Raw genomic sequence first — 12,905 nt, 5'->3', positions numbered from 1 at the left:
CCTATCCTATTTTTTTTGAAGCTTTTAGATGATGAGAATTTTTTCAGAATGTAGTATCCTAAAGATTAAGTCGGAGCAATAGAAAAGTCAGTTGGCTTTCTTACTATTCTGTTTGTGTAAAATTTGTGATCCAAATCGAAAATCAGTGGTGATGGAGATCACAGTCCTGACCAGCAATTGATAATAGTGCTTTTAGTTTTTGAGATCAATTTCCCGGAGCATAAACAATGATTGATTCATCCCTTCAACTCTTAGGCTATCAAAATCTAGATCTAATCCATGAAGGATATAAATCTCTAGTTTATCGCGCTCAAAGGATTTGCGATCAAAAAGCCGTTATTCTGAAGTTTCTGAGAAATAAATATCCCAGCTTCAAAGAATTGCTGCAATTTCGGAATCAATACACGATTACTAAAAATTTAAAAATTGACGGGGTTGTTCGTCCTATGGCTCTGGAAAACTATCGCAACAGTTTAGTATTGGTGATGGCGGATGGCGGAGATGTTTCTCTGGCTGAATATATCAATCGCCAGCCCTTAAATTTGGAGCAGTTTCTAAAAATCGCCATTTCACTGACGCAAATTCTGGCCGAACTTTATCAACATCGAATTATTCATAAAGATATTAAACCGCAAAATATTTTAATTCATCCTAACACATTAGAAGTAAAACTGATTGATTTTAGTATTGCTTCTTTGCTCCCCAAAGAAACGCGCACCATTCAAAATCCCAACGCTTTAGAAGGGACTTTAACTTATCTGTCTCCCGAACAAACCGGACGAATGAATCGGGGGATTGATTATCGTACAGATTTTTACTCTTTGGGTGTTACGTTTTATGAGTTACTGACGGGAAAATTACCTTTTCAGTCTGACGATCCGATGGAATTAGTTCATTGTCATATCGCGAGAAAACCGATTCCGCCCATTGAAGTTAATCCCAATCTTCCTGAAGTCCTTTCTAATATTGTGATGAAATTGATGGCGAAAATGGCTGAAGAACGCTATCAAAGCGCCAGGGGACTTGAATGGGATTTACAAGTTTGTCAGCAACAATTGAAGAAATATCAGAAAATAGAACGGTTTGAGATTGCTCAAAAAGATCTTAGCGACCGCTTTGTTCTTTCTGAAAAACTCTACGGACGAGAACAAGAAGTTGCCACTTTATTGGCCGCATTTGATCGGGTTATTGGTTATGAGGGGGCGGAGAATTTTGGGCGTTTATCTCAAAGAGAGATTCTATTAGTTCGGGGGTTTTCAGGAATAGGAAAAACCGCAGTTGTTAACGAAGTTCATAAACCGATTGTTCGCCAAAAAGGATATTTTATTAAGGGTAAATTTGAGCAATTTCAACGTAATATTCCCTTCAGCGCTTTCGTGCAAGCCTTCCGAGATTTAATGAGACAACTGTTGAGTGAAAGTGAAACTCAGCTTCAAGGGTGGAAAGAGAAAATTCTCTCGGCTTTGGGCGAAAATGGTCAAATTTTGATCGGGGTTATTCCCGAATTGGAAGACATTATTGGACAACAACCTTCCGTCACTGAACTGTTAGGAACTGCGGCTCAAAATCGGTTTAATTTACTGTTGAAAAGGTTTATTCAGGTTTTAAGCAGCAAAGAACATCCTTTGGTTTTATTTTTAGATGATTTACAGTGGGCCGATTCTGCTTCTTTAAAGTTGATTCAGTTATTAATGAGCGAAACCGATAGTCAATATTTGTTGGTGATTGGAGCTTATCGAGATCACGAAGTCAGTTCGGTTCATCCCTTGATTTTAACGTTAAATGAACTCGCAAAACAGGGGGTATTGGTTAATACGATTACCCTCGAACCTTTGCAACTCGATGATGTTAAATATTTGATTGCTGATACATTGCACTGTTCTCCGCAACAAGCTATTCCCCTGGCAGAATTGGTAATGCAAAAAACTCGTGGAAATCCTTTCTTTGCCACGCAATTTTTGAAAGCTTTACACCAAGAAGAACTTATAACTTTTAACGATAAAGTCGGTTATTGGCAGTGCGATTTAGTTAAAATTCGCGCTTTATCTCTCACGGAAAATGTGGTCGATTTAGTCCGAGACAAACTGAGAAAATTACCCCAAAAAACTCAATATATTCTTCAGCTAGCCGCCTGTATCGGTAATGAGTTTAACTTGAAGACTTTATCGATTGTTTGTGAAAAATGCCCTCTAGAAATTGCCGAAAATTTATGGATTGCTTTAGAAGAGGGGTTGATTTTGCCCACCAGCGAAGTCTATCATTTTTTTCCCAGTTCTGAACCGTTCATCTCTGAGGATTTTCAAGCCTTTTTAAAATCAGAAGAAAAACCCTTTGAAATTTCCTACAAGTTTTTACACGATCGCATTCAACAGGCGGCTTATTATCTGATTCCCGAAGACGAAAAATCAGCTATTCATCTTAAAATTGGTCAACTGCTGTTAAATAATCTCAGGGAACGAGACGAAAATATTTTTGATGTGGTCAACCAGTTAAACTTAGGAAAAGATTTATTAACAACCCAAGCCGAACAGCATCAACTCGCGAAATTAAACGGAATTGCCGGACAAAAAGCCAAGTTATCGACTGCTTATGACGCCGCACTTGAGTATTTTCAAGTGGGAATAGAACTGACAAAAACATGGGATTGGCAAGATTATCAACTCTCTTTAAACCTGTATACTTCGGCCGCAGAAGCCGCCAGTTTACTGGGTGAATTTGAGCAAATGCAACGGTGGATAACGGTGGTTTTACAACAGGCTAAAGTGTTTTTAGATACGATTAAAGTTTATCAGGTGAAAATCCTGGCTCATATTGCTCAAAATCAAATGTTGGAAGCGGTTCAAACTGGACTACAGGTTTTAGAAAAATTAGGAATTCGGCTGAGTGAAAACCCCACTTCAGAAGATGTCGCTCAAAGTTTAGCAACCATTCAAGCCGCTTTAGCCAAAACTCCCATTTCCGATCTGATTGATTTAAAATTAATGAATAACCCAACCCAACAGGCGGCGATTAATATTCTCTCTAAAATTGCTACACCTGCTTATGTTGTTTCTTCGACGCTTTATTCATTAATTATTTTTCAACAAGTCAATTTATCACTTCAGTTTGGAAACAGCCCCGAATCTACTTTTGGATATGCGAGCTATGGTATGATTTTATCGGCAGGAATGGGAGATGTTGACTCGGGTTATCAAATGGGTCAGTTGGCTTTAAATCTCATCGAAAAGTTAAATGCCTATAAATTTAAAGCCCGGGCTTCTGTGGTGATTTATGGTTTAATTAATCCTTGGATCGAACCTCTAAACTCTACATTATCTCCCTTGCTCAACGGCTATTCAAAAGGTTTAGAAACGGGAGAATTAGAGTTTGCTTCTTATTGTGCATTTCTCTACTGTTATCACCGTTATTGTTTGGGTGAAGAACTCAACGCCTTACAGCAAGAAATAACCAACTATAGTCAGGCGATCGCCGAAATCAAACAAGAACAAACCCTGTATAAAAACCAAGTTTTTCATCAGGCGGTATTGAATTTACTGGGAGAGAGCGAAAATCCCTGTATTTTAAAGGGAACTGCTTACAATGAAGATTTAATGATCTCGGTTCATCAAGACGCTAAAAATCGGGATATGCTTTATTATATTTCCTGTAATAAACTGATTCTTTGTTACCTGTTTGGTGACGTTGAACGGGCTTTAGAAAATGCAGAGTTCGCCTATCAATATGTTGAAAATTTTAAAGGATTATTTCTGGTTATTCTCCTTTATTTTTACGAGTCACTCGCCTTGTTATCTGGGGCGGAAACGTTAAGCCCTAATCAGTTAGAATTTAACCTAAAAAAAGTCGAAGAAAATCAGCAAAAAATCAAGCAATTTGTTAAAAACGCCCCCGATAACTTTTTAAATAAATTTTATCTGGTTGAAGCCGAACGATATCGGGTTTTAGATGAAAAATTAGCCGCCATAGAAATGTATGAATCCGCCATTGCCGAAGCGAAAAAACAGGGATTTATCCAAGAAGAAAGCCTCGCCAATGAACTTGCGGCTAAATTTTATCTAAGCTGGAATAAAGAAAAAATTGCTCAAACTTACATGATCGAAGCCTATTATGCTTATAGTCGTTGGGGCGCACAAGCCAAAGTTGAAGATTTAGAAAAACGTTATCCCCTACTTCTCGACTCAATTCTTGAGCAGAAAAAAATTAATCTCAATCCCGATAAAACCCTGATTCATTTGAGTGAAACCTCTCTTTTTGCTGAGAAAAACTTACAAACCTTGACGGCTCATAGAACCAATATTTCCGAAGCATTGGATTTAAAAACGGTGATGAAAGCGTCTCAAGTTCTGTCTGGTGAAATTAAACTCGATAAGTTACTCTCGGTTTTGATGCAAGTAATGATGGAAAATGCAGGTGCATCACGAGGATGTTTGGTTCGGTTGCTCGAAAATAAATTAACGATTCAAGCTCAATGTGAAATCAATCAAGATTGTAATCTCTATCCAATTTTAATCGAAGAAAAACCCTTAATTCCGATGACTTTAGTTCATTATGTTTGGCGAACTAAAAAATTTATAGTCATCAACCATGTCAAAAATGAAACTCGATTTACAGCCGATCCTTATATTATTTTACATCAACCTCAATCAATTTTGTGTACGCCGATTATCAATCATGGTCAATTAATCGGCATTCTTTATTTGGAAAATAGCCTGACCTGCGAAGCGTTTACACCGGACAGAATTAGAATTTTACAACTCTTGTGTTCTCAAGCTGCTATTTCTTTAGAAAATGCCGAATTGTATCAAAAATCTCAAGATTATGCTCGTCAACTCGAAGGTTATATTCAGGATTTAAAAACTGCACAACTGGAAATTATTAAAAGTAAAAAAATGTCGGAATTGGGACATTTAATGGCGGGAATTGCCCATGAAATCAATAATCCAGTTGGTTTTATTTCGGGCAATATTTCTTATGCCGAAGAATACATTCAAGACTTAATTGAACATTTGCAACTTTATCAGAAAAAGTTCTCAGAACCCGACGAAGAAATCGATCTTCATGCGGATGAAATTGATTTAAACTATATCCTGGAAGACTTACCCGACTTAATTTCCTCGATGAAAACCGGAGTGGAACGAATTCGCAATATTAGTAGTTCGATGCGAATCTTTTATCGGGCTGACAAAGATTGTCAGGTTGCTTTTAATATTCACGAAGGAATTGATAGCACTTTGCTGATTTTAAAATATCGCCTAAAAGCCAATGAAAAACGCTCTCAAATTGAAGTCATTAAACAATATGCAAATCTCCCCAAAATCTTCTGTTTTCCCGGACAGTTGAATCAAGTTTTTATGAATCTAATTGCCAATGCTATTGATGCTTTTGACGAAGCCAGCGAACAGTTAACGCCAAAGCCCCATCTGGTGACTTCCCATCAGATCAAAATTCAAACGGAAATCAACGCAGAAGAACACATGATCTGCATTAAAATTAAAGATAATGGTCCGGGTATTTCACCCGAAGTCAAACACAAAATCTTTAACCATCTGTTTACAACTAAACCCGTAGGTCAAGGTACAGGTTTAGGATTATCAATTTCTCGGCAAATTATCGAAGAAAGACATCAGGGTCGAATTCAATGCCATTCAGAAATCGGTAAAGGCACCGAATTTATAATCGAAATTCCCCTCAAAATTGCTGAGATTCACTGAGATTGAGCTTGAATGGCGGTAATGGCAACGGTATTCACAATATCGGTAATTGTACACCCCCGACTGAGATCGTTAACGGGTTTTTTCAACCCCTGTAAAACCGGGCCAATCGCCACCGCATTCGCCGAACGTTGAACGGCTTTATAAGTGTTATTTCCGGTATTCAAATCGGGGAAAATAAACACCGTTGCGTGTCCGGCGACTTCACTTCCGGGTAGCTTCGTTTTGGCAACATTTTCATCCACTGCGGCGTCATATTGTATCGGCCCTTCTATTTTTAAATCCGGGCGTAATTGTTGAGCAATTTGAGTCGCTTGGCGGACTTTATCCACATCTTCCCCTTTCCCAGATTCTCCCGTCGAATAAGACAACATCGCCACCAAAGGTTCAATCCCAAATGTTTTCGCAGTCATCGCCGAACTAATCGCAATATCGGCCAATTGTTGGGGGTTGGGATTCGGATTAACCGCACAATCTCCATACACCAAAACCCGATCTTCTAAACTCATTAAAAACACGCTGGAAACAATCGAACATCCGGGTTTAGTTTTGATAAATTCCAACGCCGGACGAATGGTATGAGCCGTTGTATGAACCGCTCCCGAAACCATGCCGTCGGCAACCCCTTTGTACACCATCATGGTGGCAAAATAACTATTATCGTGCATCACATCGGCCGCACAATCTCGACTAATTCCTTTATGTTTTCGCAGTTCAAAATAGGTTTCTGCATAGTCTTCATACCAGTCGCAATTGTTGGGATCGACAATATTAACCCCATCTAAATTTAGACCCAAAGTGGCAATTTTTTTGTTAATTTCTGACTCTTGACCTAACAGCGTAATCTCGACTACACCCCGTCGCAATAATATTTCAGTCGCCTGTAAAATTCGTTCTTCGTTTCCTTCCGGTAAAACAATATGTTTCTTATTTTTTCTCGCCCGATCAATTAACTCATATTCAAACATCAACGGCGTCAGGCGATGAGAACGGGAAACCGAGATGCGTTCGGCAATTTTTGAACCCTCTACATAGGACTCAAATATTCCCAAAGCGGTGGCAATTTTCCGGGGGTTATCTGCGGTAATTCGCGCCCGAACTTGACTAACTTTAGTCGCCGTTTCAAAGGTATCTGCTTCTACAGTCATAATGGGTACGCTCCACTGGGTAAACCCATCAATTAATTTGTAAATCGAGGTAGGAAGTTCGAGATTTCCGCTTAAGATAATTCCCGCAATATTGGGATAATTATCCGATAAAGTCGCCACCAAACAGCTTAATAAAATATCGGATCTATCCCCCGGAGTAACAATTAAACTCCCTTCGTCAATGTGTTCGAGGAAGTGAGGAACTTGCATCGCGGCGACTTTGAAATCATGGACTTCCCGGTTGAGTTTTTCGCCGTCGCCGTGAATGAATTTCGCTTGAATTGTTTGGGCAATTTCTGCAAGGGTTGGTTTCCAAAGAATCTCTTCTTCGGGTAACACAAAAACCGGATCTTCATAATTCCAACACTGTTGAAATTGTTGGGTAATTGTGCGAATATCTTGGGGGAAAACTCGGTTAACAATCGTTGCTGCAATTGTACATCCTTCTTCGATAAAAGCTTCTCGTTCGGTGCGAACTCCATCAACGACTTCTTCGGGGGTTTTTCCCTGTCCGTTGGCGACAATGACAATGGCTGAACCCAAATCATTTGCAACCTGAACGTTTAAATCAAAATCAAAGGCGGAAGTCACATCAACGGTATCGGCGCCTTCACAAACAATAAAATCACATTCTTGTTCTAAAGCTTTGTATTTTTCAAGAATGGTTTTCAGGAGTTCATCATAATGTCCGTCCGCCACTAAACGTTGGGCTTGTTCGTGATTTAAAGCGTAGAGAGATTCATAGGGAAAATCCAGTTGATAACGAGTGCGAATTAATTCGATATCGGGATCGGGTCTATTTCTACGATGAATAATTGGACGAAAAACACCCAACCGACTAATCCGTTTAGATAGCAATTCCATTATGCCCAATAGCACAAGAGATTTACCACTGTCGGAGTCTACTGCTGCAATATATAAGTTTGAAACCATAGAAGTCTCCCCTGGATACACGCTAGAAAATATAGCGAATTTTTTGCCGAGTTTTTCTGAAATTTTCTCGGTTAACTTCTCGACTGTTTCCCGCTTACTTCCGGTAAGCAATTCTGAGACTTTGAACAAAAATCCCTACAGAAATCAGAATAATTAAACAGGCCCAAAACCAATGGGGTAGAAACAGTTGTTGGGCAATTTGTCCGGTGTCAGACACGATCATTCGACCTCCGATAACGGCTTTATTCATAAACAAATAACCCCGTTGATGGTAGGTGCTGATAATCGCCTGCACCCCTAAAAACTGAATCGTCCATCCTTGCAACCAATGGGGCGTTTTTAGGGCGGTAAATAACAGGCCTGCACCCCACAGAGAAATCGCCACAATACCAAATAGCGATCGCACCCAGATTAACACAGAAAGGAGTAACAATCCGCTCAGAATCATTAAACAAATATGAGCATTTTTGTAGCGACGACTGGAAATAATAAATAATCCCCCCGCAAATGCCGGCCCCAACGGTCCACCCGCAGCCACCAACGCCCGTCCAATGGGTCCTAAAAATAACGAACCGGAATGCACCGCAAAGCCCGAACCGTTGGGAAGCATCACCAATTTTCGGAAGTCTCCCCCCAGGAGTAACGCCGTCAGTCCGTGACCCATTTCGTGAAACCAAGTGGCGAGAATTGAAAAGGGATAAAGGATATAATCTCCCCAGGAAAATTGCCACAAAATTAGGGTAACAGCAGCGGCGCCAATTAGCCAGCTTATCCCCATTTGGTTGCGGTTTCCGGTTGTTCCCTCAAAGGGTTGTAGATTTAGATTTTTCATTGGTTAAGCGTCGGTAAAATGTAGGTTAGATTGAAATCACAGTCAAGTTCTATCGTCTATCTACATCATAGAACTTCGGCGTTTCTGATGGCGATGAATGCTTTTTTTATTTTAGCTTCTAATTTCAGCTAACTGCAAATCCGGTGTAGGGTCTAACTAAAGGTTAAATATTTATACTTCATAATATCATATTTTAAAACGGTGTTAAAATTGAAAAGACTCATTTCAACGCAAACGGTTAATTTCAGGAAAATTTAACAATGGCGGGAAAAGTCTGGCGTAATATTTGGACAGTTCTCAACACTGATATAGAACTTTCTTTAACCGGAACGGTTTCGACAGGAGTAGAAGCGGGAAAAAGCAGTTTTTGAACTCGCCAAAGCCTTAGATGAGAAGAAAAACGCCAAAGAACTCGCCCCCATCATTAAAAATGAGGAGTATCAACCCCTTGTCACAATTGAATGGCAGAAATAATAATGATATTAGTGGATCTATTACTCCGGCTCGCTGTTCAATGGGGAAGCCAAGCCGAAAACAACTTATGGTTTCCTATGCTCAAGCTTAACTGTCCTGTGCTGTAAATGATCGACACAGAGAGCCAAATCTTATGTGAAGCTCCTATAAAGAATCTCTTTTCTTTGGGAAAAAAATCTATTCTCCGAGAAAATACGGATATGATCTCCGTTGCTGCGAGCAGAGCAAAAAACACCAAATGCTTTGATTAAAGATACTTGAGGTCATTCCCAATGGAATTGAGTTTTTTTGTATATAGACATCTTTATAAGTATTTTTTCTGATTAAACTTCTATTTTGCTCTCGTATTCCGTGAAAACACCGATAATTTTATTTGTTATTAATTTCGGGTATACTCCAATCCTTGAAAACCGGAAAATTCCTATTTTAAAGACTGTGTAAAACATATAACAACCCATTGCCATATAGTTGTTTTTCTTGTTATTTATGTAGATAAGAACCACAAGACGAATTTAATCAACCTCAGGAAAAGCCATGAAAACTACACAAAAAGCTGTTGCATTCGCCGCTCTTACTGCTCTCTCTACTTTCGGGGTTGCCAATACTGCTCATGCAGGTGTGATGTTTCGGATGAACCAAGGTGTTGCCTACGGTGAAAATGGCAACATGGGTATTGCCACTCCAGTTGAAAACACCGCTACTATTGACTTCAACGATTTAATTCCTAACGTGCAAGGCAGCAAATCTAGCACAAATTTTAGCAATGACTTTGCCTCCTACACCTTTGAAAATGGCAAGAAAAGCTCTGTGATTGCTGACCAGTGGGTTCCTGAAAACATTGATAGAACTGTTAATAAAACCAACCCCTACCTTGCCGTTTTCTCTGGAGATAGAGTCACAATTGACCTCAAAAGTACCGCTAATTATTTTGGTTTGAACTGGGGTTCTGTGAGTCAGAACAACCGAATTGAGTTCTTCAAAGGGGATACGCTCATCAGTGCTTTCCAGTCTGCGGGAAATAATGTCAACCAACCCGTTGAAGGTCAAGCTGAATTGAATGCGGCTTGGAAAGATGTTAAAGGTTCTCACAGTGCAACAAACTTCTGGAATGAAGCGGATGCTTATTTAGAGTTTTGGGCTGAAGATGTAAATTCTTTGTTTGACCGGATTGTTTTAACTCAGCTTTCCTCCACAGGTGGTGGTTTTGAAACTGACAACCACTCCTTTTTACTGAGCAATAAAGGCTTTGACCCCAACAATAACAAGAGCGTTCCCGAACCCGGAATGGTTGTTGGTCTGCTGGCTATTGGCGGTCTGATTGCTCAGAAAAAGGCTAAAAAATCCTAGTTCAATTTAACTGTTCCAGTTTCTTGAAAGGCACAGTAAACACTGTGTCTTTTTGTTGATAATTTGAATAAGAAGGATTTGACGGAACCGACGGCTAATGGTGCGTCAATTGTTCGGGTTTTGTGTTGGGAATTTTCACAAGAATTTTTTGAGGGAACCGAGGGCTAATTGTGCGTCAATTTTTTATTTTTTTTGTTGGGAATTGCAAGAATTATTATTTGACATAGCCTACGGGTATCGCCAACAAATTGATAAGATTAACAAAATAATATGGTGCGTCAATTTTTTATTTTTTCTGTTGGTAATTGCAAAAATTATTATTTGACGCACCCTACTGATTTGTATTTACGGCTGAACAATTTTCAATCTTTGCGTCACCAACGTAATCCCACCCGGACGCATTAAAATCGCAGAAATCCAATTATTTCCCGGCGTTTTTGGGGCGGTTCCGACTTTAAAAACACCCCCCGACGGTAAGAACTCCAACTCCAAAGGAAACTCGGTTAAATAAGCTCTCGGCGTCACCCGTTCTTCTATTGCCGTTCCGATCATAATTTCCTCGCCCAGAGGTTCTTCAACGATCGCATCCACGCTATATTCTTGACCGGGTTTAACCTGTTCTGGTATTCTTAATGTTACCGTAGGCGGTTCTTCTCCGCTCGTTAATTGATTGCGTTCGGCTAACACGTCTTGCTGAACAACTTTTTGATTTTCGATGCGTTGCTCGGAAGTAATCGTCGAAGTCAGTTGAAAATCTCGGCCGTTAAAATCTTGAGTTCCGGTAATTTCTGTCACCGTAGTCGCCACAATTGCCGAACCGTCCCGTTCCCAAGATTGCAATTGGGTTTGATAATTCAAATTAGAATAATTTTGCCAAAGCTGAGTTAATACTTGTTCGTAACTGCGACGATCTAACCCGTCAGTTGTGCTAAAATTTTCACCATAAAACTGCATCACCCCGTTCACATCCTGACGATTGGCTGCGGCTTCAATTCCTTCAATTAATGTGGTTAATTCGGCGGGGGCGGTTTCCGGGGGTTCTTGGGCGCGAACTTCACCCAAAACAACCCCTGTCGCACCCCAGAAAACGACACCCAGTAACCCAGAAAGCAGGGGGGAAAATTCTCGACGACGAGAGACAAGAGAAGACAGTTGCAGAGAAGGAAAAATCGTCATAAGAAACGGTTTTGTTATCAGTAATGATTTCAATAAATGTTGAATTAGCGGCTTTCTACACCCGTTAACCCGAATGCACAGTGTGAGTTTTCCGGTTCACCAGACCCAAGAATGGTAACTTTAATGGTAACTTAAATCTTACAACTCTGTTTGTGGATATACCCAACTCTATACACTCATGCGATTATTGATTGCAGCTAGCGGTACGGGCGGACATTTATTTCCGGCGATCGCCACCGCCACCCAATTATCAAACTATGAGATCGAATGGCTAGGCGTACCTGACCGCTTGGAAACCCAACTTGTTCCTCAGCAATATCCCCTACACACCATCGGCGTCCAAGGGTTTCAGGAACGGTTTGGCTTGGGAACCCTGCGAACCTTCACCCGTTTAACAGGTTCGATCTTACAAGTTCGCCGTCTCCTCAAACAAGGAAACTTTCAGGGGGTTTTCTCAACCGGAGGTTACATCGCCGCCCCCGCCATTTTAGCGGCCCGTTCCTTGGGTTTACCGGTAATTCTGCATGAGTCGAACGCTTTACCTGGGAAAGTCACCCGTTTGTTGAGTGGGTGGTGCGACTTGGTGGCGTTGGGGTTTGACTGTTCAACCCAGTATTTACCCAAAGCCAAAAAAACGGCGATTGTGGGAACGCCGGTTCGTTCTGGGTTTTTGGGCGAAACCGAACCTTTGCCCTTTTCTATCCCCGAAAACGCGCCGCTAATTGTGGTTGTGGGCGGCAGTCAGGGAGCGGTGGCGGTGAACCAGTTGGTTCGCTCATCGGCTTCGGCTTGGTTTGACACGGGCGCTTGGGTGGTGCATCTGACCGGAACCAACGATCCCCATACGGACAGTTTACAGCATCCCCAGTATTTAGCAATGCCGTTTTATGATAATATGCCGGCTTTACTCAAACGGGCGAATTTAGCCATTAGTCGGGCGGGGGCGGGAACCCTAACCGAGTTGGCGGTAACTCGGACGCCTTCGATCTTGATTCCCTATCCCTACGCCGCAGAAGATCATCAAACCTACAACGCCAAAGTATTCGCCGATGCGGGTGCGGGGTTGTTACTCCGTCAAACCGACCTCACGGGCGAAATCCTCAAAAGTAAGGTATCACATCTGCTGAAATCCCCCCAACAATTGCAAGACATGGCGATCGCAACGGCAAATTTAGCGGTACTCAATAGCGCCGAACAATTAGCTTCGGCGATCGCCCAGGTGTTGAATACTGAGGGGAAGAAAAACAGATAAGAAACAGATGATGAGAAACCCCAGAAAAATTTCCG

6 protein-coding genes are annotated in these 12,905 nt (G+C 41.0%); 3 read left to right on the top strand and 3 right to left on the bottom strand.

The features are described from left to right. Nucleotides 1-227: 227 nt before the first annotated feature. Nucleotides 228-5,708: an AAA family ATPase gene (locus tag ACL6C3_RS19105; protein ID WP_413160619.1), complete on the top strand. Its 5,481-nt coding sequence runs from the start codon at nucleotides 228-230 to the stop codon at nucleotides 5,706-5,708. Here ACL6C3_RS19105 and pta read toward each other — a convergent pair. Further along, the gene (gene pta / locus ACL6C3_RS19100; protein WP_413160618.1) at nucleotides 5,702-7,789 is read right to left on the bottom strand and encodes a phosphate acetyltransferase; all 2,088 of its coding nucleotides are present in this window, start codon (nucleotides 7,787-7,789) and stop codon (nucleotides 5,702-5,704) included. The genes ACL6C3_RS19105 and pta overlap by 7 nt on opposite strands. 94 nt (nucleotides 7,790-7,883) lie before the next feature. Then, on the bottom strand, nucleotides 7,884-8,621 hold the full coding sequence (locus ACL6C3_RS19095) for a M50 family metallopeptidase (RefSeq protein ID WP_413160617.1): 738 nt from the start codon (nucleotides 8,619-8,621) through the stop codon (nucleotides 7,884-7,886). Nucleotides 8,622-9,629: 1,008 nt separating this feature from the next. Here ACL6C3_RS19095 and ACL6C3_RS19090 point away from each other — a divergent pair. After that, the gene (locus ACL6C3_RS19090; RefSeq protein WP_413160616.1) at nucleotides 9,630-10,442 is read left to right on the top strand and encodes a hypothetical protein; all 813 of its coding nucleotides are present in this window, start codon (nucleotides 9,630-9,632) and stop codon (nucleotides 10,440-10,442) included. 345 nt (nucleotides 10,443-10,787) lie between these two features. On the opposite strand, the gene ACL6C3_RS19085 is transcribed toward ACL6C3_RS19090, so the two are convergent. After that, nucleotides 10,788-11,618 carry a nuclear transport factor 2 family protein gene (locus ACL6C3_RS19085; RefSeq protein WP_413160615.1) on the bottom strand — a complete coding sequence of 277 codons (831 nt, stop codon included), beginning with the start codon at nucleotides 11,616-11,618 and terminating at the stop codon, nucleotides 10,788-10,790. A 178-nt stretch (nucleotides 11,619-11,796) separates the two neighbouring features. On the opposite strand from ACL6C3_RS19085, the gene murG reads away from it, so the two are divergent. After that, nucleotides 11,797-12,870 carry an undecaprenyldiphospho-muramoylpentapeptide beta-N-acetylglucosaminyltransferase gene (gene murG, locus ACL6C3_RS19080; protein WP_413160614.1) on the top strand — a complete coding sequence of 358 codons (1,074 nt, stop codon included), beginning with the start codon at nucleotides 11,797-11,799 and terminating at the stop codon, nucleotides 12,868-12,870. Nucleotides 12,871-12,905 lie beyond the last annotated feature (35 nt).

This window comes from Capilliphycus salinus ALCB114379 (assembly GCF_047276495.1).
GTDB classification, from domain to species: domain Bacteria; phylum Cyanobacteriota; class Cyanobacteriia; order Cyanobacteriales; family Microcoleaceae; genus Capilliphycus; species Capilliphycus salinus.
This window is presented reverse-complemented; position numbering and strand designations above follow the sequence as displayed.

Excerpts from the sequence above, each read along its gene's own strand:
- ACL6C3_RS19105 (WP_413160619.1), top strand. The coding sequence starts at position 228 with ATGATTGATTCATCCCTTCAACTCTTAGGCTATCAAAATCTAGATCTA.
- pta (WP_413160618.1), bottom strand. The coding sequence starts at position 7,789 with ATGGTTTCAAACTTATATATTGCAGCAGTAGACTCCGACAGTGGTAAA.
- ACL6C3_RS19095 (WP_413160617.1), bottom strand. The coding sequence starts at position 8,621 with ATGAAAAATCTAAATCTACAACCCTTTGAGGGAACAACCGGAAACCGC.
- ACL6C3_RS19090 (WP_413160616.1), top strand. The coding sequence starts at position 9,630 with ATGAAAACTACACAAAAAGCTGTTGCATTCGCCGCTCTTACTGCTCTC.
- ACL6C3_RS19085 (WP_413160615.1), bottom strand. The coding sequence starts at position 11,618 with ATGACGATTTTTCCTTCTCTGCAACTGTCTTCTCTTGTCTCTCGTCGT.
- murG (WP_413160614.1), top strand. The coding sequence starts at position 11,797 with ATGCGATTATTGATTGCAGCTAGCGGTACGGGCGGACATTTATTTCCG.